This window comes from Dokdonia sp. MED134, from assembly GCF_000152925.2.
In the GTDB taxonomy this organism is placed as follows: Bacteria; Bacteroidota; Bacteroidia; order Flavobacteriales; family Flavobacteriaceae; genus Dokdonia.
This window is the reverse complement of the sequence record NZ_CP009301.1, coordinates 2,926,497-2,952,473: the sequence shown is the minus strand read 5'-3', so window position 1 is coordinate 2,952,473 and position 25,977 is coordinate 2,926,497. Positions and strand designations below refer to the sequence as shown.

At 39.0% G+C, this 25,977-nt stretch carries 31 protein-coding genes; 20 read left to right on the top strand and 11 right to left on the bottom strand.

The genetic code is table 11. The annotated features are described in order from the left end of the window. Window positions 1-33 precede the first annotated feature (33 nt). The 4 genes from MED134_RS13115 to MED134_RS13100 form a co-directional block, all read right to left on the bottom strand. Entirely contained in the window at window positions 34-654 is a 621-nt protein-coding gene (locus MED134_RS13115) for a DUF4159 domain-containing protein (RefSeq protein ID WP_038599958.1), read from the bottom strand. Between the two features lie 119 nt (window positions 655-773). Continuing rightward, a complete protein-coding gene (locus MED134_RS13110; RefSeq protein ID WP_038599955.1) occupies window positions 774-2,090 on the bottom strand; it encodes a TldD/PmbA family protein in 1,317 nt (438 codons plus the stop codon). Window positions 2,091-2,114: 24 nt separating this feature from the next. Continuing rightward, window positions 2,115-3,749: a TldD/PmbA family protein gene (locus tag MED134_RS13105; protein ID WP_035327914.1), complete on the bottom strand. Its 1,635-nt coding sequence runs from the start codon at window positions 3,747-3,749 to the stop codon at window positions 2,115-2,117. A gap of 230 nt (window positions 3,750-3,979) precedes the next feature. Continuing rightward, window positions 3,980-4,426 (bottom strand): hypothetical protein, encoded by a 447-nt coding sequence (locus tag MED134_RS13100; RefSeq protein WP_038599952.1) that lies wholly within the window; start codon window positions 4,424-4,426, stop codon window positions 3,980-3,982. Between the two features lie 359 nt (window positions 4,427-4,785). Between MED134_RS13100 and MED134_RS13095 the strand changes: the two genes are divergently transcribed. Next, a complete protein-coding gene (locus MED134_RS13095; protein ID WP_038599949.1) occupies window positions 4,786-6,381 on the top strand; it encodes a hypothetical protein in 1,596 nt (531 codons plus the stop codon). 82 nt (window positions 6,382-6,463) lie between these two features. Further along, window positions 6,464-8,284 carry a cytochrome c peroxidase gene (locus tag MED134_RS13090; protein ID WP_038601277.1) on the top strand — a complete coding sequence of 607 codons (1,821 nt, stop codon included), beginning with the start codon at window positions 6,464-6,466 and terminating at the stop codon, window positions 8,282-8,284. Window positions 8,285-8,366: 82 nt separating this feature from the next. On the opposite strand, the gene MED134_RS13085 is transcribed toward MED134_RS13090, so the two are convergent. The 4 genes from MED134_RS13085 to MED134_RS13070 form a co-directional block, all read right to left on the bottom strand. Beyond that, window positions 8,367-8,810 carry a rhodanese-like domain-containing protein gene (locus tag MED134_RS13085; RefSeq protein ID WP_237747120.1) on the bottom strand — a complete coding sequence of 148 codons (444 nt, stop codon included), beginning with the start codon at window positions 8,808-8,810 and terminating at the stop codon, window positions 8,367-8,369. Between the two features lie 3 nt (window positions 8,811-8,813). Beyond that, on the bottom strand, window positions 8,814-9,119 hold the full coding sequence (locus MED134_RS13080) for a rhodanese-like domain-containing protein (RefSeq protein ID WP_038599946.1): 306 nt from the start codon (window positions 9,117-9,119) through the stop codon (window positions 8,814-8,816). A gap of 166 nt (window positions 9,120-9,285) precedes the next feature. Continuing rightward, a complete protein-coding gene (locus tag MED134_RS13075; protein ID WP_038599943.1) occupies window positions 9,286-9,909 on the bottom strand; it encodes a thioredoxin family protein in 624 nt (207 codons plus the stop codon). Window positions 9,910-9,912: 3 nt separating this feature from the next. After that, window positions 9,913-10,416: a TlpA family protein disulfide reductase gene (locus MED134_RS13070; protein WP_038599940.1), complete on the bottom strand. Its 504-nt coding sequence runs from the start codon at window positions 10,414-10,416 to the stop codon at window positions 9,913-9,915. Window positions 10,417-10,582: 166 nt separating this feature from the next. Here MED134_RS13070 and MED134_RS13065 point away from each other — a divergent pair, with 166 nt between their 5' ends. The 12 genes from MED134_RS13065 (at window position 10,583) to MED134_RS15285 (ending at window position 19,374) form a co-directional block, all read left to right on the top strand. After that, window positions 10,583-11,044, top strand: coding sequence for a MarR family winged helix-turn-helix transcriptional regulator (locus tag MED134_RS13065; protein WP_038599936.1), 462 nt, complete (start codon window positions 10,583-10,585; stop codon window positions 11,042-11,044). Window positions 11,045-11,048: 4 nt separating this feature from the next. After that, window positions 11,049-11,621: a YceI family protein gene (locus MED134_RS13060; RefSeq protein ID WP_038599933.1), complete on the top strand. Its 573-nt coding sequence runs from the start codon at window positions 11,049-11,051 to the stop codon at window positions 11,619-11,621. Window positions 11,622-11,862: 241 nt separating this feature from the next. Then, the gene (locus MED134_RS13055) at window positions 11,863-13,260 is read left to right on the top strand and encodes an anthranilate synthase component I family protein (RefSeq protein WP_038599930.1); all 1,398 of its coding nucleotides are present in this window, start codon (window positions 11,863-11,865) and stop codon (window positions 13,258-13,260) included. A 3-nt stretch (window positions 13,261-13,263) separates the two neighbouring features. Next, window positions 13,264-13,833 carry an anthranilate synthase component II gene (locus MED134_RS13050; RefSeq protein ID WP_035336124.1) on the top strand — a complete coding sequence of 190 codons (570 nt, stop codon included), beginning with the start codon at window positions 13,264-13,266 and terminating at the stop codon, window positions 13,831-13,833. A gap of 11 nt (window positions 13,834-13,844) precedes the next feature. Next, a complete protein-coding gene (locus MED134_RS13045; protein ID WP_038599928.1) occupies window positions 13,845-14,366 on the top strand; it encodes a hypothetical protein in 522 nt (173 codons plus the stop codon). Further along, on the top strand, window positions 14,366-15,358 hold the full coding sequence (trpD, locus tag MED134_RS13040; RefSeq protein WP_035336121.1) for an anthranilate phosphoribosyltransferase: 993 nt from the start codon (window positions 14,366-14,368) through the stop codon (window positions 15,356-15,358). Before MED134_RS13045 ends, trpD begins: the two co-directional genes overlap by 1 nt. 1 nt (window position 15,359) lies before the next feature. Then, window positions 15,360-16,136 (top strand): indole-3-glycerol phosphate synthase TrpC, encoded by a 777-nt coding sequence (gene trpC, locus MED134_RS13035; RefSeq protein WP_038599925.1) that lies wholly within the window; start codon window positions 15,360-15,362, stop codon window positions 16,134-16,136. A gap of 2 nt (window positions 16,137-16,138) precedes the next feature. Beyond that, the gene (locus MED134_RS13030) at window positions 16,139-16,501 is read left to right on the top strand and encodes a hypothetical protein (protein ID WP_038599923.1); all 363 of its coding nucleotides are present in this window, start codon (window positions 16,139-16,141) and stop codon (window positions 16,499-16,501) included. 10 nt (window positions 16,502-16,511) lie between these two features. Then, on the top strand, window positions 16,512-17,120 hold the full coding sequence (locus MED134_RS13025) for a phosphoribosylanthranilate isomerase (protein WP_237747119.1): 609 nt from the start codon (window positions 16,512-16,514) through the stop codon (window positions 17,118-17,120). Beyond that, a complete protein-coding gene (gene trpB / locus MED134_RS13020; RefSeq protein WP_038599918.1) occupies window positions 17,117-18,316 on the top strand; it encodes a tryptophan synthase subunit beta in 1,200 nt (399 codons plus the stop codon). The genes MED134_RS13025 and trpB overlap by 4 nt, the downstream gene beginning before the upstream one ends. Before the next feature lie 77 nt (window positions 18,317-18,393). Continuing rightward, entirely contained in the window at window positions 18,394-19,155 is a 762-nt protein-coding gene (gene trpA / locus MED134_RS13015) for a tryptophan synthase subunit alpha (RefSeq protein ID WP_038599915.1), read from the top strand. A gap of 78 nt (window positions 19,156-19,233) precedes the next feature. Next, window positions 19,234-19,374 (top strand): hypothetical protein, encoded by a 141-nt coding sequence (locus MED134_RS15285; protein ID WP_157496178.1) that lies wholly within the window; start codon window positions 19,234-19,236, stop codon window positions 19,372-19,374. Between the two features lie 76 nt (window positions 19,375-19,450). Here MED134_RS15285 and coaD read toward each other — a convergent pair whose 3' ends face one another. Both coaD and MED134_RS13005 read right to left on the bottom strand, forming a co-directional pair. Further along, complete coding sequence (coaD, locus tag MED134_RS13010) at window positions 19,451-19,948, bottom strand: pantetheine-phosphate adenylyltransferase (RefSeq protein WP_038599912.1); 498 nt, start codon at window positions 19,946-19,948, stop codon at window positions 19,451-19,453. Window positions 19,949-19,995: 47 nt separating this feature from the next. After that, window positions 19,996-21,042 (bottom strand): D-alanine--D-alanine ligase, encoded by a 1,047-nt coding sequence (locus MED134_RS13005; protein WP_052084287.1) that lies wholly within the window; start codon window positions 21,040-21,042, stop codon window positions 19,996-19,998. A gap of 79 nt (window positions 21,043-21,121) precedes the next feature. On the opposite strand from MED134_RS13005, the gene MED134_RS13000 reads away from it, so the two are divergent. The 5 genes from MED134_RS13000 to MED134_RS12980 all read left to right on the top strand — a co-directional run bounded on the left by MED134_RS13000 (window position 21,122) and on the right by MED134_RS12980 (window position 25,047). Next, window positions 21,122-21,715, top strand: a complete 594-nt coding sequence (locus MED134_RS13000) for a PASTA domain-containing protein (RefSeq protein WP_035327865.1) — start codon at window positions 21,122-21,124, stop codon at window positions 21,713-21,715. A gap of 3 nt (window positions 21,716-21,718) precedes the next feature. Beyond that, window positions 21,719-22,762, top strand: a complete 1,044-nt coding sequence (locus tag MED134_RS12995; protein ID WP_038599909.1) for an RluA family pseudouridine synthase — start codon at window positions 21,719-21,721, stop codon at window positions 22,760-22,762. Window positions 22,763-22,925: 163 nt separating this feature from the next. Further along, window positions 22,926-23,567: a hypothetical protein gene (locus tag MED134_RS12990; RefSeq protein WP_148305674.1), complete on the top strand. Its 642-nt coding sequence runs from the start codon at window positions 22,926-22,928 to the stop codon at window positions 23,565-23,567. A 229-nt stretch (window positions 23,568-23,796) separates the two neighbouring features. Continuing rightward, a complete protein-coding gene (gene yaaA, locus MED134_RS12985) occupies window positions 23,797-24,561 on the top strand; it encodes a peroxide stress protein YaaA (protein WP_038599903.1) in 765 nt (254 codons plus the stop codon). 3 nt (window positions 24,562-24,564) lie between these two features. Then, the gene (locus MED134_RS12980) at window positions 24,565-25,047 is read left to right on the top strand and encodes a hypothetical protein (RefSeq protein WP_038599899.1); all 483 of its coding nucleotides are present in this window, start codon (window positions 24,565-24,567) and stop codon (window positions 25,045-25,047) included. Here MED134_RS12980 and MED134_RS12975 read toward each other — a convergent pair. Continuing rightward, complete coding sequence (locus tag MED134_RS12975; RefSeq protein WP_035327856.1) at window positions 25,044-25,163, bottom strand: 30S ribosomal protein THX; 120 nt, start codon at window positions 25,161-25,163, stop codon at window positions 25,044-25,046. The genes MED134_RS12980 and MED134_RS12975 overlap by 4 nt on opposite strands. A 41-nt stretch (window positions 25,164-25,204) precedes the next feature. Between MED134_RS12975 and MED134_RS12970 the strand changes: the two genes are divergently transcribed. Further along, entirely contained in the window at window positions 25,205-25,867 is a 663-nt protein-coding gene (locus tag MED134_RS12970) for a uracil-DNA glycosylase family protein (protein WP_038599896.1), read from the top strand. Window positions 25,868-25,977 lie beyond the last annotated feature (110 nt).

The window sequence follows — 25,977 nt, the reverse complement described above, 5'->3', positions numbered from 1 at the left end:
CTTGGCTCGCAAGACTGCATCATTAAAACGATACTATGAGGTAAGGGCATACATCACAATATTTACCCCAAAACGGGTATTGTCTATTTTATACCAGCGCTTGTTTCTAAAATCATAATCCCACTCACAGCCGTAATCTTTATTGCTATACAGCACGCCTATTCTCCCATTTATCTCTATGGCCTTAAGGTAATCGTGCACGAGGTCATCTCCCCAGCCGTTAAGCTCTTGTGAGGTGGTGGGTGGACCATCTTCAAATTCAAAAAAGACATTGTAAATCTCGTGATCATTAGGAATTTTTTTAAGGCTATCTTGACCAAATATCTCCTCCATCTGTCGCTCAAAAGACTTTGCAAATAGGCCGTCTATATCGTGGTTACAATCATCTGCAAAGACAAAGCCTCCATTCTCCACATAACGTTTAAAATTTTCTTTTTCCTTCTTAGAAAACTGCACCAGTTTATGCCCAGAGATATAGCAAAAGGGCGATTTAAAAATATCATCACTAGCCAGTGTTATGATATTTTCCTTTGTGTCTACATCTAGCGTGGTGTACTCTACCAGAGAGTTAAGCAAGTTAGACGGCATACGCTGGTCTACATCCCAATCTCCAGATTCGTATTGTAAGCGTGTGAAGAAAAATTTATTAGGCATTACCTTATGTAACTTATGTAAAGTGTGATTGTTTGTATTACGCTTTCGCGAAAGCGTACTTAAAATAAAAACTGGCTACCGCATAAAGCCGTAACCAGTTTCCTATCAACTATATTATATTATACCGCATCTGAAAGACTGGTAAACGTAAAGTCTCTCACCTTCATATAAGGGATTAAACTACCGTCTACACGTACCTGTTTCCCGAGGGTCTCAAGATTATTAAGCATAATAATAGGACTCTCATTAAAGCGGAAATTCTTTACTGGATATTTGATTTTTCCGTTTTCTATATAAAAAGTACCGTCACGGGTAAGACCTGTGTATAACAGTGTTTGTGGATCTACAGAGCGTATGTACCACAGTCTTGTGACTAAGATTCCCTTTCTTGTACTCTTTATTAAATCATCTAGAGATGCATCACCACCTCCCATTATAAAATTACTTGGGAAAGGAACTGGCTCAACACCATTTTCTTTTGCCCAGTATCTTCCATAAGCAAGATTCTTAACCGTACCATTTTCTATCCAAGTAGTTTTCTTCAGTGGTTGACCTGCTCCATTCCAAGTGGCTGCTGGCACCTCATCATTAAGCGGGTCTGACCATAGGTTTACACGCTCATCTACTATTTTTTCTCCCAGTTTTGTACCTCCGCCTTCTTTAGACATAAAGCTACGTCCCTCATCTGCAGAGCGGGCATTAAGTGATCTTCCTAAGCCTTGTAATAATCCAAGTCCTGCAGATGGTTCTAATATCACAGTATATTTACCAGGCTCTATTGCTTTTGCTTGTCGTGACATTACAGCTTTATCTATAGCGACTTGTGACGCCTCAGAAGAGTCAAACTTATTTATGTCATTATAATCTCTAGTCACCCATCCCGATCCTGTACCATCGTTAGTACGCATCGTTACTGTAAAACTCACATCTGTAGACTTATTATATGCAAATAGCCCGTTTGAGTTCATCATTGCGCTAAAGCCTTGACCGTCATCTAGAAATCCTGCAGCTGTTACATCCTTTGTTTTGGCAGGGGTAATACTACTATTTGCAACCTCTGCTCTATACTCTGGAGTAATGTTTGCCGTGGCTTCTACAAAGGTTTTTGACTCATCATATTGTTGTGGGCCTAGTGGCTCCATATACTCTGGATTTTCTGGAGATAATTTTGCTAGCTCCTCTGCTCGTTGTACCACCTTTTTGAGCGATGCATCATCTAGCTCATCTATAGTTGCGGTACCAGATCTTTTACCAAAGCTTGCAGTAACCGCAAGACTCTGGTTAGATTGATATCCCGCTGTAGATACCGAGTTACGAGCATAACGTATATTACCTCCCTGGCTCCCACCTAGATTTACTACACAGGCATCTGCAGTAGAAAAGCTTAGTGCTTTTTCTAATATCTTTCTAGCCTCTTCTTTTGAAAATATTGCCATTATTTATTCTTTTAAAAGTTAGACTTATACCGTACGCCCGGTATTAATTACATTAATATCATTAAATCTTGAAGTCGAGCTCCCGTGAGATACTGCACTTACTTGTGATGGTTGCCCCTTCCCGTCAAAGAAAGAACCAAAGAGACGATAGTCATCCTTATCACAAATCTTAGCACAAGAGTTCCAGAACTCTTGCGTGTTAGACTGGTAAGCAACATCATTAAGCATACCTGCTATCTTACCATCTTTAATCTCGTAGTACATCGTCCCTCCAAACTGGAAGTTATAACGCTGCTGGTCTATAGAGTAAGATCCTCTACCGGCTATGTAGATTCCTTTTTCTACATCTTTAATCATATCGTTTATAGAATATGGTTCTTTACCAGGCTCTAGAGAGATATTAGGCATACGCTGGAACTGAACATCATTCCAACTCTGCGCATAACAGCAACCGTGAGACTCGTTTTGATCTATCATTTTTACTTGATCACGTATTGCCTGATAGTTTACTAGTACACCGTTACGTATAATGTCCCACTTTTTAGTTTTAACACCTTCGTCATCCCATCCTACGGCTCCTAGTGATCCTACTTGTGTTTTATCTGCCACAATATTTACAAGGTCGCTACCGTACTTGAAGTTTTTAGACTTCCATTTATCTATGGTAGCAAAGCTCGTACCTGCATAGTTTGCTTCATAGCCTAGTACTCGATCTAATTCTGTAGGGTGACCTACAGACTCGTGTATGGTTAGTCCTAAGTGGTTAGGCTCTAGTACAAGATCGTACTTACCAGCATCTACAGACTTTGCTGTAAGCATTTCTCTTGCTTGCTTTGCTGCAGTGGTAGCATCTTCTACCATATCATAGCTGCCTCTATATAATTTAAGTCCTTCTGGACCTTCTAGTTTTTCTGAAGCAAGACCATCTAGATACTCATACCCCATTCCCATAGGTGCACTCATAGCTTGTCTAGTCTTAAACTTACCTCCACCTACAGCAGTTACACCAAATGTAGGCCAGATGCGGTGTACATCTTGGTCTATGTACGAACCTTCTGTAGAGGCAAAATATTTTTGTTCATTTACCATAAACAAGGCAGAGTTTACAAAGTTTGCTCCGCTAGATTGTGCAGCAGCATTTGCAGTGAGTAGTAAATCTACTTTCTCTGAAACTGGTACTTCTTTAAAATCTTTTTTGATAGGGGTTTTCCAAGAGACTTCACCATATGATGCCTCTGGTGCAAGTACTACTGGCTCTGTTTGAAACTTTGAGTTTGCTTTTGCTATTGCGACTGCTTGCTCTGTTGCTTTTTTAATACCATCTGGTGAGACATCATTTGTAGATGCAAATCCCCAAGTACCATTTGCAATCACACGTACTCCTATTCCAAAAGACTCTGTGTTTACAACCCCTTGTACTTTATCTTCTCTAGTACGTACAAACTGGTTAAGATATCTACCTATACGAGCATCTGCATAAGAAGCTCCTAGGCTTTTTGCTGTGTTAAGAGCAACATCTGCCATTTGTTTTTTCATTAGTATATCCATTCCTGGTTCTAGGAGTGCCTCTGTAGGGATGTTATTTCCCATTAATAGGGAAGGCATCATCACAGCACCAGCACCCATTCCGGCTAGTTGGACAAAGTTTCTTCTTTTCATAAGATTGTCTGTATTAGATTGCGTTTGTTAGATATTCTTAACAAATAATGTTAAAAGCACCATAATATCAGAATTAATACGAAATCTAGCTAAAATCGTTATGCTAATAAAAACTTAAAATTTTCTTAAACCTATAAAATACTCACCCAGAGACACCTCTTTTAAATCTCAAAGAGATGTCACTTATATATCGTAAATCACAAACAGTAAGAGGCTTGCATTTTTAGGTTTTAAATCGTGATGCGCGTTACAGAGCTTAGGTTTGTGCGTAGTAACTTCTGTTCAATCTCCATAACATCTTCTACACCATCTAACTCACATAAAAAAGCAACAACGGCACGCATACCATTATATAAGGTTTCTTGCGATGTAGGATGTTGTGGTCGTTTTGACTTTCGCGTAAGCGGTAACTCATACCCACACGCTTTTAAGAAAACGGCTTCTATTTCTAATAGCTCGCTAGGGAGATACCCATAAAGCCTGCGGCCAAAACCTTCATTAACCTTCCCCACATAATTAAGCTGTAAAGAGCCGTGTGTGTCTGTAAAGTGCTTCCAGGCATCTACCGTATCACATATAGTACCCACCGCGCAGGCTGTACAACACTCGGGATTGAGCTTTCCCGTGTATAGCGCAGTGTACAATTTATCAAGTGCTTGTTCTAATCTAGGCGTCATTTTTTCTTTTAAAATTACGACATCTCACTTAAAAGCGGTGTTAAAAGATGCATTACGCTTTCGCGAAAGCGTAAACCAAACTCTTAAAAGTAAAGCGGCTCATTGCCAAAAGGTCTGTTCAATCCAAAAATAACTCTTCAATAATGATAGGTTTTACCCCTATAAAATAGAAATATCAAAAACCCAAAAGGTTAACTCTACGTAAAATCTGTCTTTAAATTACTGTAAAATCAGTAACAATAAATACACATCAATTTAATATAAAAGCTACGCTTAATTAACCTGTAAAAAGAGATACAATTCTAATTTAGAGCCTCATACAAACACACAAATTAACCACTCAAAAAAATTATTTTACAATGAAAACTTTCAAATCAGTTTTTTTAAGTCTGCTTTTTGTAGCAGCAACAGCAGCCTTCACAAGTTGTGAAGATGGCGTAGATGGAATGAATGGATTAGACGGAATAGATGGTGTAGACGGACAAGATGGTGCAGATGGACAAGACGGTGCAGACGGGTCAAATGGAGAAGATGGTGTAGATGGTGTAGATGGAGAAGATTTTGAACCAGGAGAGACTATGTTTTCTGACAAGTCTCCTACGGCTCCACTTGTAGCAATGAGCTCACAGTTTAACTACGTAGAGGCTTTCTCTCTTGTATCTACTCCAGATGTAATAGGAGGAGATTTTCAACTTGCAGGATCTGCAGATGGTGCAGGATTCTTACAAGATGGAGAAGACTACATATTTGTAACAAACTGTGAAGACAGTTATGCTGTTGCACGTATACGTTTTGACCAGAACTTAATGCCTATCTCTGGAGATTACTTACTAGACTCTGGAGTAGCAGACTTTGCACGCCAGTGTAGTGCTACTATGTGGGAAGCAGATATACACGGTGGTACAGAAGACATTTTCTTAAGTGCTTCAGAAAGTATACACTATGATGTAAAAGCTATAGACCCTAGAACGTCTACTCCAACTCCTCAAGCAGATTTTGGTCTTGACGCACTAGGAGAATTCTCTTGGGAAAACGCAACTCCATTACCGCAAAACGCTTATCCAGGTGCTACAGTAATCGTAGGTGGTGATGATGACTCTAGTAACTCAGAAGGTCAAGTATCTATGTACTACTCTACTGCTGGTGATGCAGATTTTACAGGTGGTTCTATTTACGTATTACGTCTTAAGCAAGTAGGTGACGGTGCTGGTAACGTTGTAGATGTTGCTCCTAACACGGCTTACAACGAGTCTTCACTAGACTTCCAGACAGAATATGATGTAGAGTTTGTTGAGATACCAAACGGTGCTGCTCTTACTAAAAATGAAATGGAAAGCGCTTGTAACGACGTATTTGCTTCTCAGTTTATGAGAGTAGAAGATGTAGATTACCAAAAAGGATCTGATGCAAATGGTAGAAATGTATACTTTGCAGTTACAGGTCGTGGTCCAGGTCAAGGTACTTACAATGACTGGGGAACGGTATACAAGTTAAACCTAGATGAAACAAACCCACTAGAAGGTAAACTTACTCAAATCATAAGTGGTAATACAGATACAAATAATCAAGATGGTAACCTGGCAGCTTTACAAAGCCCAGATAATATCACTGTAACTGAGAACTTTGTATATGTACAAGAAGATCCTAACTCTTTTTCTAGAGGTCACGCAGCATACATCTACCAGTCTGACTTAAATGGTGTAAACATACAGCAAGTACTTGAGCTTGTAGTACGTCAAGACCTTGCAGATGATAATAGCACAGGACTTAGTGGAGAGTTTGGAGCACTTATAGATATATCAGATAAAGTAGGAGTGCCTAACACTTTTATATTAAACATACAGCCACACTACTGGAGAAACAGTGACTTTGCTGGACTTGATGGACACATCAACTCTACATATGAAGATAACCAAGCATCTCAAGTAGTATTACTTAAAGGTTTGCCTAGATAATATCCTCCCGGATTAGCCATTCGGAAATACTAAAAGCGCAATCCCTTTAAGGTGATTGCGCTTTAATTATAATTACATTGTTATGAATTACTTACGTTTATTAATTTGCCTACTAGCGATACCCTTAACCCTTTCTTGCAAGCAAGAGCAAGACACTTCATATAAAAAAAATATAGCCCCAGACTGGGAAGCTGCAAGAGCTATTTACTTACAAGAACTAAATAATGCACTCGCAGGTCTTGACTCTCTTAATGAGATTACTGCATCACATCCAGATGCCAAAAAGATTTATAACAACGCTAGACTTGCGTTTAAAAAAGCAGAACCCTACGCCTCTTACCTCAATCCAGAAGTAGGTCATCGCGCAAATGGACCAGCCTTACCTATTTATAAAGAGGACAATGACCGCACAATGAATCCTGTAGGTTTACAAAAGATAGAAGAATCTATCTATGAAGGAGGAACACCAACTCCACAATACAAAAAAGAACTAAAGATTACCACAGGCCTACTCGCTACTCTAAAAAAGAATATTGAAAAACGAGCTCTTACTCCACAACGCTATTTTATAGCTACACACCAGCAACTGTTACGTGTACTTAGTTTTTCTATATCTGGTTTTGACACACCTGCAAGCCAGCTAGGTATTACAGAAGGTGCTGCTTCATTACAAAACCTTTTAGACACTTATAAAGTAACGATACAACCTATCATAAAAGAGAAGGACACCACACTAGACCAGACATTTATAAATCAGGTCGACAAAGCAATAGCTTTTATGAGTTCTAATACTGATTATAACAGCTTTGACCGTTATACCTTTGTGAGCACTCACCTCTCTCCTATCACAAAAACTTGGGTAGCTATAAGAAAAACTAGCGACCTATGGGAAGGAACAACAAATACACCTTTTAACTTTGATGCGCCTACATTTTTTGAAAACGATAGTTTTAATACGGAATTCTTTACTCCTAACGTAAATAAGAATCCCACAGCAACACAAATCGCCTTAGGCAAAAAATTGTTTTTTGATGATAAGCTCTCTGCAAATGGCACGATGGCTTGTGCTACGTGTCACGTACCAGAAAAAGCCTATACAGATGGAATGGTCGTAAACCTCTCTAACGCAGGTAAAAATTTACAGCGCAACACACCTACCCTCATAAATACCGTTTTCCAGCAAAACTTCTTTGCAGACGGTCGCTCTCCTACATTAATAGATCAAGTATCTTCTGTTTTTACAAACAAGGATGAGTTTAACTCAAACGTACACGAGTTTTCAAAAGAGGTACTAGAAGACAGTACGTATATCACACTTTTTGATGAGGCCTATGGCGGTGTTTCAAAAAGAAATATTGATGTGATAAAAGCCATCTCGTCATATGTAAGTACACTCAATAGTTTTGACTCAAAATTTGATAAAAATATGCGTGGCGATGAGCGTTCATTTACATCAAGCGAGCAACGAGGTATGAATCTCTTTATGGGGAAAGCCCTTTGTGCAACTTGTCACTTTATGCCACTTACTAATGGTACAGTACCACCATTTTATGCAGAGACAGAGCGCGAAGTAATAGGCGTACCAGAAACCGCACAAAATAAGATGCTAGATGATGACTTAGGTTACTACTGGCGTTTTAAAGAAGAGCTCCACAAGGGGATGTTTAAAACACCTACGGTACGTAACGCCGCAGTAACTGGTCCCTATATGCATAACGGTGTATATAGCACACTAGAAGAGGTTATGGACTTTTATAATAAAGGTGGCGGCGGTGGCCTAGGGTTTGACCTGGAGCATCAAACGCTTCCCTTTGATAATCTTAATCTATCAGAGCAGGAACTTCAGGATCTGGTGGCTTTTATTAAAACACTTACAGCGACTAATGTTGATGAAGTGTATTAGATTGATATAGATTCCGCTTTCGCGAAAGCGTAAAAAAACCCCATCCTACTAAGATGGGGTTTATACTTTTTATGAGTATGTGTTACTCTACGGTCTTGCCACTAGCCTTCCAGCTTGTGAGACCACCTTTAAGGTCATAAATGGTAGTAAAACCAGCCTCTTCTAGCTGTTTTGCACACCTAGCACTACGACCACCTTTTGCACAATATACATATACGGGCTCATCTTTATCTAGAGTCTCTAGCTGTGACTGCCAGTTTACATTGTTCATCTCAAAATGCTTTGCACCCTTAATATGGCCACTCTCCCACTCGCGATCGGTACGTACATCTACTAGTTGAATTTCTTGAGCACTCATCGCAGTCTCAAGCTCATCTGGAGAAATGCGATTGATGACTATCTTTTGTTCTTGCACTTCACTAACTGAAGCTTCTGGCGATGCTTGCTGTGAGGTCGCTTGGTTACAAGATAAAGCCATCATCATAATTGCAATAACACTGCAAATGTGAGTTACTTTCTTTCTCATACTCTAGTTATTTTCGCTCCAGGCCATATAGCCTCCTAGCAAGTTATATGTAGTCTCAAAACCCAGCTGTCCCATAAGGGCACACGCTTGTGCACTACGTGCTCCAGAGCGACAATAAACGTAGTAGTTTTTATCTTTATCTAGTTTTTCTACCTCATCTATAAAGCCTTGACCTTGGTATATATCTATCACTTTTGCTCCTTCTATGATACCGTTTTCTGATTCTTCTTCGGTACGCACGTCTAGTATTACGGCGTCTTTATCTTGAGCTATTTTTTCTTTCCACTCTGGGATTGTGAGGTCTTTCATAATTATTATTATTTAAAAATACATTGCTGTAGTTATTTTAGATATTCAAATTTACCCATTATTATGAATATTACTTTTGGGGTTTAGCACCTATTTTAACTACACATTCATACGTTCATAAAAAAAGCGAGCTCGTGCCCGCTTTTTTTATACATTTTCTCAAAACTTAGGATTTGATAGAGCAACCTATTGCTTTGGTTTCGGTTACCTGTACATTTTTTCCAGCTAGTAAGGCATCTACAGCATCTTCTACATAACGCTCTGTTACTGCTGCCTCATTACGTGTATTATTATCTATTGCTCCTATGTACTTTATTGTATTTCTGTCGCTTTCCTTTTTTATAATATAAACGTGAGGTGTTTTTGTAGCTCCATACTTTGGATATACTTCTTGCCCATCATCAAGTAAGTAAGGAAAGGTAAAACCTTTATCTTGTGCTCGTTGCTGCATTGCTTTAAAACTATCTCCAGGCTTTATTTGTGGGTTGTTTGGATTTATAGCAATTACTGGATATCCGAGTGTTTTGTATTTTTTATCTAGTGCAATGATTCTATCCTCATTTGCTACAGAAAAAGGACAGGTATTGCAGGTAAATACTACTATAAATCCTTGTGCATTATCGTAATCCTTAAGTGACACCATCTTATTATCTACATTACGTAGATAAAAGTCTGCTGCATCGTCTCCTATACTGTATCCGTTTCTCACGTTTTTGACAACAGCATTTGCCGCAAAAGCGGACACTACTACTACCAAGGCAAGAAGGGTTAATATTTTAAAAGTTTTCATTTTTTAATTAATTATGTATTTCAATTCGCTTTCTAACAAGCCATACGTAAATGATTGTTCATAAAAGCGTTTTCTTTTATCACCTATTATAAGCGTTGCTGGTATAGCTCCACTCCAATTTTTATCTACTTTAGGTATCCATTTATTTGCATCTCCATCATCTAGAAATACAACCTCAGATTGCAAATCCTTTTTTTCTATAAAACTCTTGAGATGATTCATCTGCTCTGGAAAATCAAGACTTACTAAAATAACGTGTACATCTTGAGCTGCATAGGTCTCTCCTAGTTTCTCAAAAGCTGGTAATTCCTTAATACAAGGAGCACACCAGGTAGCCCAAAAATTAACTACAAGTGTCTCTGATGGATGTTGTTTTATGTAATCATCAAGTCCCTCATAATCAAACATCTTTATATCTGCACCATCTACATAATGATATGCCTTTTCTTCTACCTCTTTCTTACAAGAGATTGTACATAGAACCAACAAGAGTATTAAAAATCGCATCGTACAAAATTATACAGAGACCCAGAACTAAGGACATCTCTTAACAGACTTTAGTAATAGGATGTTAAGATAATGGAAAAAATCAGAAATACATTAACGTTAAAAAAATCTAAATATACTTAATCTCTTGTAAAATAATTATACATTTGTATATACAAATATTGTAATGACAATAGAAGAACACATAAAAACTACGAGTCTCAAGCCCTCACAACGGCTTAGTATTAACCTAGCCTATACAGCACAATGGTCTAATGATATCTTGTTAATGGCATTAAAGCCTTATGATATATCATTACAGCAGTTTAATGTATTACGCATATTACGTGGGCAAAAAGGAAAACCTGCAAACCTATCTACGCTCAATGACCGTATGGTTACAAAAGCAAGTAACACAACACGCCTCGTAGATAAACTACTCAAAAAAGAACTTGTAAATCGCAGTACCTGCCCCTCAAACCGTCGTAAAATTGAGATTACAATTACAGAGGCTGGCTTGTCATTACTTAATGAGTTAGACAAAGTAGTGACTCAAGCCGAAAATAAAATAACCACTCAACTAGACAATAATGAGATAGAGCAGCTCAATAACTTGCTCAATAAACTAAGAACAGAAACTAAAAATTAGAAAAATGAAAAAGAAAATCACAACAGCATTCTTAGCTCTTATCGTAACCACTGGAGCCATTGCAAACACAGAACCTGTAGAAAGAACAGTAAACGTAAAAGAAAGCACCATTACTTGGACTGGTAAAAAAGTACTAGGACAACACACAGGTACTATTAACCTAAAGTCTGGAACACTTGAAATGGATGGTGACCAACTAGTAGGTGGTAGCTTTGTAGTAGATATGACTACCATTGCGGTAACAGACTTAAAAGCTGGCGAAGGAAAAGAAAAACTAGAAGGACACTTAAACTCTGCGGACTTCTTTGATACTACAAACCATAGCGAAGCTACATTTGTTATCACAGAAGTAGCAAAAAGTGGTAATGGGTATAGCGTAGTAGGTGATCTTACTATAAAAGGAACCACATTACCTACAAAAGTTAATATGACCATAGAGAATGGCGTAGCCACTACCGTTTTTAATGTAGATCGTACAAAATATGGTGTACGTTATGGCTCTGCATCGTTTTTTGACAACTTAAAAGACAATGCTATTTCAGATAATTTTGAGCTTGCAGTGAGCTTGACTCTCTAATAATTTCCTAATTATTCCCCCGTAAAAAGCTCAATGTATATTTTTTATCCATTGGGCTTTTTTATTATAAAATCGCTCCCTATCTTTACATCATAAATGAAAAACAATACAGTACATACTTGGTGGTGGATTACACAACAATCGTTGTCGTAAGCACGCACCTATGTACCATTCATATACAGCCTGTCTTTACGACAGGCTTTTTTTTTGTTCTCAATTTTGAGAAAACAATATGTAACAAATGAAATATCAATTAACTACATTTTCAAAAAGACTCCTAGCAGATACCATCACTCCCGTATCGGTATACTTAAGGCTGCGCGATCGTTTTCCTAATAGTTTACTGCTCGAGAGTAGTGACTACCACGCAAATGATAATAGCTTCTCTTACATATGCTGCAACCCTATTGCTTCTATAAGCGTGGGCGATGGTATAATCACACAACAATTTCCAGATGGCAAGAAGGAGGAAATTACAATTACAGCAGAGACTAATGTTGTAGAGGTTTTAGACGCTTTCGCGAAAGCGTTCTCATCTACAAAGACAGCACACAAGTTCATAAACAATGGCTTGTTTGGTTACCTATCGTATGATTCTGTGCAGTACTTTGAAGATATAGAAATCGCCAAAAAAGAAGGAGATCTCCACATACCGGATATTTACTATGCCGTTTACCAAAATATTATCGCTATTAATCATTTTAATAATGAGGCACATATATTTTGTCACAACACGACGGGAGACAATAATATCGATGAGATTGAGCAGCTTTTAAAATCAAAAAACTTTGCAGAGTTTAACTTCAACCGAAAGAACGAACTCACCAGCAACATCACAGATGCAGATTATAAAGCACTCGTAGAAACTTGTAAAAAGCACTGCCAGCGTGGGGATGTTTTTCAGATTGTGCCTAGTAAACGCTTCTCGCAGCAATTTACAGGAGATGAGTTTAATGTATACAGGGCTTTACGCAGTGTAAACCCGTCGCCATATCTATTTTATTTTGACTACGGAGATTATAAAATCTTTGGCTCATCACCAGAAGCTCAGATTATTGTGCAAGATGGTCTCGCAGAGATTCACCCTATTGCAGGTACTTTTAAACGTACCGGTAATGATGAGCAAGACGCCATACTTGCAAAAGAACTAGCCAAAGACGAAAAAGAAAACTCAGAACACGTGATGCTTGTTGATCTTGCTCGTAATGACTTATCACGCAATGGTCACGATGTAAAGGTAGACACCTATCGTGAGGTGCAGTTTTTCTCACACGTGATACACCTCGTGAGTAAAGTAACGGGACAAATGCACGAGGGTAGCAATACCTTACAAGTGGTAGCAGACACCTTTCCAGCAGGAACGCTCAGTGGTGCGCCTAAGCATATGGCAATGCAGCTACTTGAGAAGTATGAAAACCGCAATCGCACCTTCTACGGCGGAGCGATAGGTTTTATGGATTTTTACGGTAATTTTAATCACGCTATTATCATACGTTCTTTCTTAAGTAAAAATCACACCCTACACTGGCAAGCAGGTGCTGGAGTGGTATCTGGCAGTAATCCAGCTAAAGAATTACAAGAAGTTTACAACAAATTAGGAGCGCTTAATAAAGCACTTGACATCGCAGAAGATATTTAGACAATGAAAAAGATATTAGTAATAGACAACTATGATTCCTTTGTGTACAACCTTGTGCACTACCTAGAAGAATTAGATTGCATCGTTACCGTAAAACGTAATGACCAGTTTGCGCTTGAAGAGTGCGAGCAGTATGATAAAATATTACTTTCTCCAGGCCCTGGTATTCCAGAAGAAGCTGGACTGCTCAAGCAAGTAATAAAAACTTATGGAGGAAGAAAACCCATACTTGGAGTTTGCCTTGGGCAACAAGCCATAGGTGAAGTGTACGGAGGTACGCTTATTAATCTAGATAAGGTTTTTCACGGTGTCGCGACACAAGTGAGTATCACGCAGCCAGACACAGTACTTTTTAAAGATCTTGGTGAAGAAATAGCCGTAGGGCGTTACCACTCGTGGGTGGTAGCTACAGAAGATTTTCCGCCAGCATTAGAAGTTACTGCTGTAGATGAAAATGGCCAGATAATGGCACTGCGTCACAGAGAACTTGATATACGCGGTGTACAGTTTCACCCAGAATCTGTACTTACTCCAGAAGGAAAAACAATGATTAAAAATTGGGTGATTAGTTAATACTATATACGATGAGATTTACATTATTTCTACTAGCAAGTTGTTTTCTATTAATAGGTGGTTGTGAGAGCACAAAATCAACACCTAAAGAAACTACAAAACCTGCGACACCCGTGGTCGTAATAGAAGCCGAACCTGAGCCTCTTAAAGAAGTGGTAGAAGATGAGAATGTAGATGTCTATAAAAACCTGATTTTTAACACAAAACTTGGTGTAAGTCCTAAGCGACCTAACTGGGTACTTTTTTCTAACGGTACCTATATTATTTTCCCTACGGGAACGAGTAAAGAAGATATGCGTAAAAGCGCATTAGGTTTCTTGCAACGCTTTACGGGCGAGAGTGCTTCTGTAAGAAAGTCACCACTTACAAAAGGATGGATAGCAAGCACACCAAAGGGAGTTTACAATTACGTAGCACTTAACCAAGCTAGTTCAAGACTAGCAACAGATCAAGAACTAGCAACAATAGGATTGCAAAACATAAAGAAAGATAAAGCAGACCCTATTATTGTTCACATCAACACGCCTAAATAATGAAAGCCATACTTAATAGATTAATTAACCACGACCAACTCACAAAAGCCGAAAGCCGTGAGGTTCTGGTAAACATCTCTGAGGGTAAATACAACCAGAGTCAGATTGCTTCTTTCCTTACCGTTTATATGATGCGTAGCATTACGGTAGAGGAGCTAGAAGGTTTTAGAGATGCCTTGCTGGATCTTTGCCTTGCCGTAGATTTTTCTGAGTATAATGCCATAGATCTTTGTGGTACAGGTGGTGATGGTAAAGACACTTTTAATATCTCAACACTCTCTAGCTTTGTAACAGCGGGTGCTGGTGTACACGTGACTAAGCACGGTAATTATGGGGTGAGCTCTGTAAGCGGCAGTAGTAATGTGATGGAGTATCTAGGCATAAAATTTAGTAACGATAAGGACTTCTTAAAGCGCTCTATGGATGAGGTAGGGATGTGTGTGCTACACGCACCACTCTTCCACCCTGCTATGAAAAACGTAGGCCCTATACGTCGAGAGCTAGGTGTAAAAACTTTTTTTAATATGCTAGGCCCTATGGTTAACCCAGCATTTCCGAGCAACCAGCTAGTGGGAGTTTTTAACCTAGAACTCGCAAGAATGTATGGATATTTATATCAAAAAGGAGATAAAAACTTTACCATACTGCACGCCCTAGACGGTTATGATGAGATATCACTTACAGGAGCTACAAAGGCTATTACAAATGAAACAGAGCTTATGCTCACACCTCGAGATTTTGGTGTAAATGCACACGCTCAAAAAGATATTTATGGTGGTGACTCTGTTGAGTCTTCAGCGCAGATTTTTACAAATGTAATTTCTGGCAAAGGCACCCAGGCGCAAAATAATGTGGTGTGTGCAAACGCTGGGATGGCTATTGCAACTGTAAAAGGGCTAACACCTTTACAAGGTTTTGAACAAGCAAAAGAGAGCTTACTCTCTGGTAAAGCCGCACAAAAACTCAAACAACTTCAAGCCCTAAGCAACTAAGATGACCATACTAGATAAAATTACAGCAGATAAAATCAAGGAAGTAGCGTTGAGAAAAAGTCTCATTCCTGTGAGCCAGCTAGAGCAATCTGTGCTTTTTGAGAGAGCTACCGTATCACTTGCAAAAGCAGTAAGCACAGGCTCTGGGATTATTGCAGAGCATAAAAGAAGGTCTCCTAGCAAGTCTGTTATAAACAACAGCCTGAGCGTGCAAGATGTCGCAAGCGGTTATGAGCAGGCAGGCGTGAGCGGGATGTCTGTACTCACAGATGGAAAATATTTTGGCGGCTCGCTAGATGACTTATTGCTCGCCAGAGCAGCAGCACAGTTTCCGCTATTGCGTAAGGAGTTTATAGTAGATGAATATCAGATTCTTGAAGCCAAAGCCTACGGTGCAGATGCGATATTACTTATTGCAGCTACGCTTTCGCGAAAGCAAATAGAGCAGTTTTCAACCTTTGCAAAAAGTCTTGGTCTCGATGTGCTTTGTGAATCTCATAATGAAGAAGAATTACAGAAGTCAATTATGAAATCTGTAGATATGCTAGGCATAAACAACCGAAACCTAAAGACCTTTGAAGTAAGCCTAGAGACCAGCAAAGAACTCATCAAGCAAATTCCAGATGAGTTTGTAAAAGTGTCAGAAAGTGGTATCAGTTCTGTAGAGGCGATCAAGGAATTAAAGCCACACGGTTTTCAAGGGTTCCTTATAGGTGAAAATTTTATGAAAACAGATAACCCAGGTGAGAGTGCCGCAACTTTTATAAAACAGTTATAGCAATGGGGTTTTGGAACAAATTGTTTAAAAGTAAAAAACGCAATAATCCAGAAGATTATTACAAAACAGAAATCACAGAGACTTATGTTCGTGTTACACATCCTCACAGAAAAACAGAGGAAATAAATTGGTCAGAAATTGAAGAAATTAAGTTGGCAAACACAGATGATGGACCATTAGCAATTGACATATGGCTTCTTCTTATTGGGAATAACAAGGGTTGCTCAATACCCCACGGAAGTAATGGGTATGAAGATGTGTACGATATCATATCTACTTATGAAGGGTTCAATTTTGAGAATGTTATAAAATCTATGAGCTGTACAGATAACCAGTTATTTGAATTGTGGAAAAATGAAACTTAAAATATGCGGTATGAAATATAACACACAAGAGGTCGCTGCGTTGCAGCCAGACTATCTTGGGTTTATATTTTATGAGAAGAGCAAACGAGATTTTGGCGACCTAGAGATTCCAGAATTACCTGAGGGAATTAACCGCGTAGGGGTTTTTGTAGATGCTGATATTGCTTTCGCGAAAGCGAAAATAACACAGCATAACCTCAACGTAATCCAGTTACACGGGAGCGAATCCCCTGAATACATAAAAGAGCTTCAAGGTTGTCTGGTCGAGCGCAGTCGAGACCTCAAGGTTTGGAAAGTTTTTGGAATCAAAGACAGTTTTGACTTCGAGCAGCTCACACCTTATGAGGGCCTTGTAGATGGTTTCCTTTTTGACACAAAGGGAAAAGAAAAAGGAGGCAACGGCTACACCTTTGACTGGAGTGTTTTAAAAAATTACACGTCTCAAACGCCTGTCATTTTAAGTGGCGGCATAGGGCTGGAAGAAGTAGAAAAAGTAAAAGAAATACTGGCAACAGATTTGCCTATTATCGCACTAGACGTAAATAGCAAGTTTGAGGATAAGCCAGGATTAAAAAATATTGAAAAATTAACCGAATTTAAAAAAGTATTGCAGCTATGATACTAGAAAATAACACCAGTTACCAGGCAGACGAGAGAGGGTACTACGGAGATTTTGGCGGAGCATTTATTCCAGAGATGCTCTATCCTAACGTAGAAGAACTGCGCTCTCAGTATGTGCAAATTATGCAGGAGCCTTCTTTTCAAGAGGAGTTTAAACAACTCTTAAAAGATTATGTAGGTCGTCCTACACCGCTTTATTATGCAAAACGCTTTAGCGAGAAGTATGGCACAAAGGTATATCTCAAAAGGGAAGATCTCTGTCATACTGGAGCTCATAAAGTAAATAATACCATAGGCCAGATTCTTATGGCTAAGCGACTAGGTAAGAACCGCATTATCGCAGAGACTGGCGCAGGACAGCACGGTGTTGCTACGGCAACGGTGTGTGCACTTATGGGACTAGAATGTATCGTATATATGGGTGCTGTAGATATTGAGCGCCAAGCGCCTAACGTAGCCCGTATGAAAATGCTAGGAGCAACCGTACGTCCAGCAATGTCTGGAAGTAGAACTCTAAAGGACGCGACTAACGAAGCGATACGTGACTGGATTAATAACCCAGTAGACACACATTACATCATAGGTTCTGTGGTGGGACCACACCCTTATCCAGATATGGTGGCTCGTTTTCAGTCGGTGATTTCTGAGGAGACTAAGAAGCAGTTGCTAGAAAAAGAAGGAAAAGAAAATCCAGATTATGTAGTAGCCTGTGTAGGTGGTGGTAGTAACGCCGCTGGATTATACTACCATTATCTTGATGAACCAAAAGTAGGTATTATAGCGGTAGAGGCTGCTGGTAAAGGTGTAGATACTGGTGAGAGTGCTGCAACTTCTGCACTAGGACGCGAGGGAATTATACACGGGAGTAAGACCTTATTAATGCAAACAGACGATGGGCAGATTACAGAGCCTTACTCTATCTCTGCTGGTCTTGATTACCCTGGTGTAGGACCTATGCACGCAAACCTCTTCCGCTCTGGGCGTGGGGAGTTTATCTCTGTCACAGATGCAGATGCGATGACGGCTGGACTAGAACTGAGTAAACTAGAAGGTATTATCCCTGCGATTGAGACAAGTCACGCGCTTGCCATTTTTGAAACTAGAAAATTCAAAAAAGACGATATCGTAGTGATCAATCTTTCGGGACGTGGTGATAAGGATTTGAATACGTTTATAGAATATTTTAATTTATAGAACTACGCTTTCGCGAAAGCGAAATAAACATCAATATTAATTCCCGCTTAGGTGGGAATGACAAAATATTTATTGAGATGAATAGAATAAAAGAAAAATTACAAGAAGATAAAAAGCTACTAAGCTTATACTTCACTGCTGGATATCCAGCCATAGATGATACTGTATCTATCTTAACGCAGCTTCAAGAAAGTGGTGTAGATATGGTGGAGATAGGATTACCATTTTCAGATCCGCTGGCAGATGGGCCTACTATTCAAGAGTCAAGTACTGCCGCACTTCATAATGGGATGACTACCGAAAAGTTGTTTAACCAGTTAGACGGTATTCGTGAGACCATACATATCCCACTTATTGTGATGGGCTACTTTAACCCGATGTTACAATATGGGGTTGAGAAATTCTGTAAGCGTTGTCAAGAAATAGGGATAGATGGTATTATTATGCCAGACTTACCACTTGCCGAATATGAAGCTGAATATAAAGAGATTTTTGAAAAGTACGGACTTATTAATGTATTCCTTATTACACCACAAACTAGTGACGCGCGTATACAACAGATAGATGCCGCGAGTGATGGGTTTATCTATATGGTGAGTAGTGCAAGTACGACGGGCGCTACGAGCGGTTTTGGCAACAGCACAGAAGATTACTTTAAACGTATTGCAGCTATGAATCTTAACAACCCACAAATTGTAGGTTTTGGGATAAGTAATGAGGAAACTTTTAAGGCAGCCACTACCCATCAAAAAGGAGCCATTATAGGAAGTGCTTTTATAAAGCATATTACTAAGAATGGAGCAAATAGTGTGGCTAGCTTTGTAGAAACCATAAGATAATCAACACTTTAACCTAAGACTAACAAGCCTTTAAGACGAATTAACAACCGTGATTTTTATCTTTATATCAACTTAAAAATGAAAAAGATTATGGAACGTAAATTTGAAAGAAAAGTAGAGCAAACTAACCCGACCAATCCAACGGGAAATATAAATCAAACTACAAATGACTTTGATATCGATAAAAAGACCATCAAAGAACAGCAGAATAAGAAGTAATTAGGTTTTAGAAGATATATATAAATGGTAAAAGCCGCCCAGTGGGCGGCTTTTTTATGGATAAAGGTTTTGAGCTTTATTTTGGTTTTGCTTGTATCTCTTTCCAGATCTTATTTGCGCAAGGCTCAACCACATCTGGTACTAGACCAGAGCAGTCACCACCGTTACGTATTACATCACGTACTATGGAAGAAGATATATAGCTCTTACCAGAACTCGTAAGTAAGAATACGGTCTCGATACCAGATAATTTTCTGTTAGTATGGGCGATTGCCTTTTCAAACTCAAAATCTCCAGGATTACGCAGTCCTCTTAAAATGAACTCGCTTTCTTGCTCTTTACAAAAGTCTATAGTAAGACCTTTATAGGTCATTACTTTAATGCGTGGCTCATCTTTAAACGTATCTTCTAGAAACTGCTTGCGCTGCTCTAGAGAGAACATATATTTTTTATCTGAGTTGACACCTATAGCAAGTATTATCTCGTCAAAGAGGGTAAGACCTCGTTCTATTATATCGTAATGCCCAAGTGTAATGGGATCAAAACTCCCCGGAAATACTGCCTTTCTTTTCATAATCTTAATCTTAATGTTCTATTCTATGTGTTAACCTAGATACGCTATTACTTCTGTGCTTTAATACAAGTTTCTATAGCTTTGCCAAACACTTCTGTAAGTGATAATCCTGCTGCTTTAAACTCTCTTGGAATGATACTCTCTTTTGAAAGACCAGGGTTTGTATTGACCTCAACAAAATGTGGTTTACCCTCGTGAAAGATAAAATCTATGCGGCAAATCCCCTTAAGCCCCAGCAATTCATAAATACCCTTTGTAAGTCCCTGCACATCTGCCGTCTCACGCTCATCTAGTCTTGCTGGCACAATCTCTTGTGATTTTCCAGAGTACTTTGCTTCTAGGCTAAAGAAGTCTCCATCTGGTACAATCTCACAAACTGGAAGCACCTCTGCCCCATTGCCAAAATCATACACTCCTACAGATACTTCTGTCCCGCTCAAAAATGACTCAATCAAAACCTGATTATCTTCCTTAAACGCATTATCAAGCGCCGCAATAAGATCACCTTCTTTGTACACCTTACTCACTCCATAACTAGATCCTGCGCGGTTAGGCTTTACAAAACAAGGGTAGCCCACTTTTATAGCTAGCAGGTTTTTAAAAGACATATCAATCTCATCGCCCTTATTTACATATACAGATGCTGCCATAGGTACTCCATAAGAGCTTAGCACACTTAAGCTATCACGCTTGTTAAAGGTGAGCGCGCTCTCATAAAATCCACAACTTGTCTGTGGGATGCCTAGCAATTCTAAGTAGGCTTGTAGTTTTCCGTCCTCGCCCGGCGTTCCGTGTATGGTATTGTAACAGGCGTCAAAGGTTACCTTTTTCGCGGAAGCGTCCTTAAAGCTAAAGTCACCTTTATCTATCGTAAATCGCTCACCATCTACCACACAAAACCATCCTTCGGCAAGGATGTGCACGGCATATACTTGGTATTTTTCTTTATCTAAAGAGGCAACTACGGTGGCACCACTATTAAGCGATATTTCATACTCGCTACTGTAGCCACCCATTAAAACGGCGATATTTTTTTTCTGCACTTTCGTGAAAATTTTAAAGGAGACAACTAAATCTGTCTCATTAACGTACATTGTAAAAATAGGTATAATCATACCTACGCCAAATAGGCTGTCAATTTTATATATTTGCACCTCTAACCACATCCCATTTATGAGTTTTGTAAAATTTCTAGTAAGCAAAGCATTTGTAAAACAAATCGCCCTTGCCATCATTATTGTAATTGCCTTAATTTTTATCACCAGATGGTGGTTAGGTAGTACCACAAATCACGATGAGCGCATCGCAGTGCCTAATGTAAAAGGGATGACACTAGACCTCGTGAGTCAAGAACTAGAAAATGCGGAGCTGCGCTACTTTATCATAGACAGTGCAAACTTTAACCCAGATTACCCTAAGTACTCTGTCATAGACCAAGAGCCTAACGCTGGAAAATTTGTAAAAGAAAACAGACAGATATACTTAGTGCTTAACCCTTCTGGTTATCAAAAAATGACCATCCCTCCTATTGTGGGAAAAACACGCCGCCAGGCAGAGCCTACACTTAAAGCCCTAGGTTTTAAAATAGGAAAAATCACCTACGTAGACTGGATAGGTGAAGACGAGGTAAGAGACTTGAGACACAAAGGCAAAAAAGTAAAAGCAGGAGATCGCTTAGAAAAAACATCTGTGATAGACCTCGTACTAGGTAATGGTAAAGGAGATTACCGAGATGCTATTTCTAATAACGCATCTGACGATAATTAAACAATGAACGAAGAACAACCCATAGGTCCAGAACCTCAAGACGATGAGCTATATGAGCATTATAGCTTTACTGCCAGTAAAGGTCAAGAACCGCTACGAGTAGATAAGTTCTTAATGAACTTTGTAGAAAATGCTACACGTAATAAAATACAAAAGGCTGCCAAAAACGGTAGCATACAAGTAAACAACAAAGTTGTAAAACAAAATTACAAGGTAAAAGCAGGAGATGTGGTACGCGCAATGTTTGAGCACCCGCCACACGAGTTTTTACTCACTCCAGAAGATATCCCACTAGATATTATTTATGAAGATGATGATCTTCTCGTGGTAAACAAGCCTGCCGGTATGGTCGTGCACCCAGGTCACGGTAACTACTCTGGCACCTTGATTAATGCACTTATACACCACATAGATAATCTACCTAATAACTCTAGCGAGCGCCCAGGACTTGTACACCGTATAGATAAAGACACCAGTGGTCTTCTAGTGGTAGCAAAGACGGAGCACGCGATGACCCACCTCTCAAAGCAGTTTTTTAATAAAACGACAGAGCGTGAGTATGTGGCCATCGTATGGGGTAACGTGGTAGATGATGAGGGTACGATAGAAGGTAACATAGGCCGTCACCCTAAAAACCGCCTTCAGAACACCGTTTTTAAAGATGATGAGGAGGAGCAAGGAAAACCTGCTGTTACACACTACAAAGTACTAGAACGCCTAGGATATGTAACTCAGGTGGCTTGTAAGCTAGAGACGGGACGCACACACCAGATACGTGTGCATATGAAGTACATAGGCCACACCCTTTTTAATGATGAGCGTTACGGTGGTAATGCTATTTTAAAAGGAACCTCTTTTACAAAGTACAAGCAGTTTGTAGAAAACTGTTTTAAAATATTACCACGCCAAGCACTACACGCAAAAACACTAGGTTTTGTGCACCCCACCACAGGCGAGTACAAACGTTTTGAAACTCCCGTACCAGAAGATATGGCAGGTTGTATAGAAAAGTGGCGCGCCTATGCCGTACACAGCAAAGAGCAGTAAGGTTTTTTTACGCTTTCGCGAAAGCTGATACTACTAGCTAATAATTACATTAAAAGCGAGTCATTGTTTAAAAACAGTGACTCGCTTTTTTTATTGAGATTGTTGACAAATCTGTTATTTAAAAAACTGGTTTACGAAGTGTTGTGAGGTGAAAGCTTGTATATTGAATTCCATATCTAGAAAGTTAAAAAGAGTAATGCCTAATCAACATACTGAAATGGTTTATAAAAGTCAGTTATCTACATTCAATGTGGCTTTCTTAGGGGTTGGGAGTCTAGCAATGATTGGGTTTGGCACTAAATTTTTATTAGACACCCAAGAATCTGAAATAAATTGGTTTATCATTTTTCCTCTAATAATTATCTTCATCGGAGGTCTTATTCTATCTGAAACATTAACTCTTTGCTCTGTGGCTATTACTAGAGAATTTCTTATTCTTAATTATCCGTTTTTGAGAAAAACAACACACATTCCTTGGAAATCAATTACAGATGCTGGAATGACATTTGTAACAACCAAAAGTAGCGGCTCTGATTACGCGTTTAGAAAAGGAAAAGAAATTCGACTATTTGCTGACGGTAAACATTATAGATTTACAACTTTTACAATACAAGATTCTGAAAGACTTCTTCTTGAATTAAAAAAAAGACTAGATAGTAGTCTCAAAAAAAAGATGAAGGACGAGTACCAAAAAAGCAAGTCTCTCTTTTGGAAAAGTGAAAATGATTATCGAAGATGGATGAAGAAAATTGTTCTTCCCATTAGTTTAATTATTTTGATATTGTTGTGGGCTTTCAATAAATAAGGAAGTGCCATTCAACACCTACCTCAACCTTCCCCTCAAAGGGAAGGAGCTAGAAGTCTCCCTTTGAAGGGAGATTTAGAGGGATGTTGAACATTTGGTATTATTAAATTTTACATCTTTATAAATCACACACCACATTAAACTACCAATCCCACCATAACCAAAAACAATAGCCAAGCACTTAATTATAAGACATAATTGCTAACTTTGATACAAAAGAAAAACACCTATGAAAATCGTTGTATCACCAGCAAAGTCACTTAATTTTGAAGATAAGCTACCTACTACGCGTGCTACACAGCCGCAGTTTTTAGAGCAAGCAGAAAAGCTTAACAGCAAGCTTTCTAATACGACAAAAAAAGAGATTCAAGACCTGATGCACATCAGTGAGAAGCTTGCAGACTTAAACTACCAGCGATACCAAGATTTTACCACTCCATTTACAAAAAAGAATGCGAGACCAGCGGTGTACACCTTTGATGGTGATGTATACACGGGACTTGATGCCTATACCCTACCTACAGAAAAGCTTGACAAACTTCAAGACACTTTACGTATTTTAAGTGGAATGTACGGGATCTTACGACCGCTAGATTTAATGCAGGCATACCGCCTTGAGATGGGCACAAAACTGGAGTACTACAGTAATAAAAATTTATACGAGTTTTGGGGAGACACCCTTACCGAAGCGCTTAATAAAGAACTTAAAGATGATGAGCTTTTTGTAAACCTTGCGAGTCAAGAGTATTTTAAATCTATAAAACCTAAGCAGCTCAAAGTACCCGTAATCACACCTATCTTTAAAGATTTCAAAAACGGGAAACTTAAGATTATTTCATTCTTTGCAAAAAAAGCCCGTGGCTCGATGGTGCGTTATATTATAGATAAGGATGTAAACACAATAGACGGTCTCAAAGGTTTTGATTATGACGGCTACGCGTACAGCGCAGAAGAGTCTAATGAAGATAAAAACGAATTTGTTTTTACAAGGTAATCGATGCTAAGATCACTAATTATAGCGCTGTTTGTTCTCACTAGTGTACCAGTAATTGCCTGCACCTGTGCAAAAGACCCGAAGGTTTCAAAAAAAGAAGAAATTACAGAAAAGTACAAACGCGCCGATGTCGTTTTTAGTGGTAATCTTATCAAGAAGGAAGTACTTAATAAAGCACGCAAGCGCAGTAGTGCAGATCCCGTACGTTATACCTTTGAAATTATCAAGCAGTACAAGGGCTCTTTTTCTAAAAGTACGATTGAGATACTTTCTGAAGCTTCTGGGAGTAGTTGTGGCTATGTATTTAGTAAAGGTTTGACTTACTTAGTGTATACAAGAGCTAGTTCGCATTTTAATGATAGATTTCCACAGCTGGTAGATGATAAAAATGCACATACAACCAGTCTCTGTTCTGGGAATATGCTTAGAAAAAAGGTAGACAAAAAACAACTACGCATTTTAAAAAGACTAAAAGCAAAAGGTTAAACCTTCTCCATCTTTGCGGCTTCTTTAGCTTTTTTACGTCCTTTCTTTCGGCGGCGTGCGCCAAAGGTCCCTCTACTTATCTTGCCTCGTCGTGATTTTTTATCTCCGCGTCCCATAATGCTATTGTTTCCTTTCAATTTACGAACTTTACGAGCATATGTCAAGACCTTTTAAGCATACACATCCCTACCCGCCATTTAATCTAGAGAAAGCAACCAAGCTTATTGTGGGTACATTACCGCCACCACGCTTTACAACGGGTGACTTAAAAGTGGGTGATGTAGATTTTAGTTACGGTAGCATAGACGGGCAATTGTGGCCCATACTTAATAAAATTTTTGACTTAAACCTCACATTTGAGACTACGGCAGAAGCCATAAACCAGCGCAAGGCATTTCTAAAATCAAGAAACATAGGTGTTTGTGACATTGTAGCCTCTTCAGAGAGACAAAAAGTAGATGCCTCAGACATAGGGATGAGTAACATCACACTGCGCGATATCTTCGGTTATCTCTCTAAACATAAACAAGTAGACACCCTATTATTTACCGGCGGAAACAGTAAAAATGGCCCAGAGTATTTCTTTAGGAAAGCTTGTAAAGAAAAACAGGTGCGCCTTAAGGTTGTAAGCGATGTAGTACCTAGAGTACACAACTTTGACTGGGAAGGTCGTACTATTAAAACGGTATCACTCACAGCACCATCTGGAGCCGCAAATAGAGCTGTGGGAAGCCTGGCGCTTTATAAAAAACTAAAGGCAGAAAACTCCGACTTTAACACCATAGATTTTAGAGTATTACAATACACTCCTTTTTTCTAAAAGCTAGATTACATCACTTAAAAAGCGACTAATTATTTGTTTATCAAAACAGTGGCCACGCATCTCATTTCGGTAAAGTGTACGGCGATTATCACCTCAAATTGTATGAT

What these genes read in the sequence shown, in the direction of transcription:
- MED134_RS13110 (WP_038599955.1), bottom strand. Translation starts at nt 2,090, where the DNA reads ATGGCAATATTTTCAAAAGAAGAGGCTAGAAAGATATTAGAAAAAGCA.
- coaD (WP_038599912.1), bottom strand. Translation starts at nt 19,948, where the DNA reads ATGAAAAGAAAGGCAGTATTTCCGGGGAGTTTTGATCCCATTACACTT.
- MED134_RS13065 (WP_038599936.1), top strand. Translation starts at nt 10,583, where the DNA reads ATGACAATAGAAGAACACATAAAAACTACGAGTCTCAAGCCCTCACAA.
- MED134_RS13050 (WP_035336124.1), top strand. Translation starts at nt 13,264, where the DNA reads ATGAAAAAGATATTAGTAATAGACAACTATGATTCCTTTGTGTACAAC.
- MED134_RS12970 (WP_038599896.1), top strand. Translation starts at nt 25,205, where the DNA reads ATGTCAAGACCTTTTAAGCATACACATCCCTACCCGCCATTTAATCTA.
- MED134_RS13000 (WP_035327865.1), top strand. Translation starts at nt 21,122, where the DNA reads ATGAGTTTTGTAAAATTTCTAGTAAGCAAAGCATTTGTAAAACAAATC.
- MED134_RS13100 (WP_038599952.1), bottom strand. Translation starts at nt 4,426, where the DNA reads ATGACGCCTAGATTAGAACAAGCACTTGATAAATTGTACACTGCGCTA.
- trpB (WP_038599918.1), top strand. Translation starts at nt 17,117, where the DNA reads ATGATACTAGAAAATAACACCAGTTACCAGGCAGACGAGAGAGGGTAC.
- MED134_RS13030 (WP_038599923.1), top strand. Translation starts at nt 16,139, where the DNA reads ATGGGGTTTTGGAACAAATTGTTTAAAAGTAAAAAACGCAATAATCCA.
- MED134_RS15285 (WP_157496178.1), top strand. Translation starts at nt 19,234, where the DNA reads ATGAAAAAGATTATGGAACGTAAATTTGAAAGAAAAGTAGAGCAAACT.
- MED134_RS13055 (WP_038599930.1), top strand. Translation starts at nt 11,863, where the DNA reads ATGAAATATCAATTAACTACATTTTCAAAAAGACTCCTAGCAGATACC.
- MED134_RS13095 (WP_038599949.1), top strand. Translation starts at nt 4,786, where the DNA reads ATGAAAACTTTCAAATCAGTTTTTTTAAGTCTGCTTTTTGTAGCAGCA.
- MED134_RS12995 (WP_038599909.1), top strand. Translation starts at nt 21,719, where the DNA reads ATGAACGAAGAACAACCCATAGGTCCAGAACCTCAAGACGATGAGCTA.
- MED134_RS13085 (WP_237747120.1), bottom strand. Translation starts at nt 8,810, where the DNA reads ATGAGAAAGAAAGTAACTCACATTTGCAGTGTTATTGCAATTATGATG.
- MED134_RS13045 (WP_038599928.1), top strand. Translation starts at nt 13,845, where the DNA reads ATGAGATTTACATTATTTCTACTAGCAAGTTGTTTTCTATTAATAGGT.
- trpC (WP_038599925.1), top strand. Translation starts at nt 15,360, where the DNA reads ATGACCATACTAGATAAAATTACAGCAGATAAAATCAAGGAAGTAGCG.
- MED134_RS13115 (WP_038599958.1), bottom strand. Translation starts at nt 654, where the DNA reads ATGCCTAATAAATTTTTCTTCACACGCTTACAATACGAATCTGGAGAT.
- trpA (WP_038599915.1), top strand. Translation starts at nt 18,394, where the DNA reads ATGAATAGAATAAAAGAAAAATTACAAGAAGATAAAAAGCTACTAAGC.
- MED134_RS12975 (WP_035327856.1), bottom strand. Translation starts at nt 25,163, where the DNA reads ATGGGACGCGGAGATAAAAAATCACGACGAGGCAAGATAAGTAGAGGG.
- MED134_RS13075 (WP_038599943.1), bottom strand. Translation starts at nt 9,909, where the DNA reads ATGAAAACTTTTAAAATATTAACCCTTCTTGCCTTGGTAGTAGTAGTG.
- MED134_RS13090 (WP_038601277.1), top strand. Translation starts at nt 6,464, where the DNA reads ATGAATTACTTACGTTTATTAATTTGCCTACTAGCGATACCCTTAACC.
- trpD (WP_035336121.1), top strand. Translation starts at nt 14,366, where the DNA reads ATGAAAGCCATACTTAATAGATTAATTAACCACGACCAACTCACAAAA.
- MED134_RS12980 (WP_038599899.1), top strand. Translation starts at nt 24,565, where the DNA reads ATGCTAAGATCACTAATTATAGCGCTGTTTGTTCTCACTAGTGTACCA.
- MED134_RS13005 (WP_052084287.1), bottom strand. Translation starts at nt 21,042, where the DNA reads ATGTACGTTAATGAGACAGATTTAGTTGTCTCCTTTAAAATTTTCACG.
- MED134_RS13060 (WP_038599933.1), top strand. Translation starts at nt 11,049, where the DNA reads ATGAAAAAGAAAATCACAACAGCATTCTTAGCTCTTATCGTAACCACT.
- MED134_RS13105 (WP_035327914.1), bottom strand. Translation starts at nt 3,749, where the DNA reads ATGAAAAGAAGAAACTTTGTCCAACTAGCCGGAATGGGTGCTGGTGCT.
- yaaA (WP_038599903.1), top strand. Translation starts at nt 23,797, where the DNA reads ATGAAAATCGTTGTATCACCAGCAAAGTCACTTAATTTTGAAGATAAG.
- MED134_RS13070 (WP_038599940.1), bottom strand. Translation starts at nt 10,416, where the DNA reads ATGCGATTTTTAATACTCTTGTTGGTTCTATGTACAATCTCTTGTAAG.
- MED134_RS13080 (WP_038599946.1), bottom strand. Translation starts at nt 9,119, where the DNA reads ATGAAAGACCTCACAATCCCAGAGTGGAAAGAAAAAATAGCTCAAGAT.
- MED134_RS13025 (WP_237747119.1), top strand. Translation starts at nt 16,512, where the DNA reads ATGAAATATAACACACAAGAGGTCGCTGCGTTGCAGCCAGACTATCTT.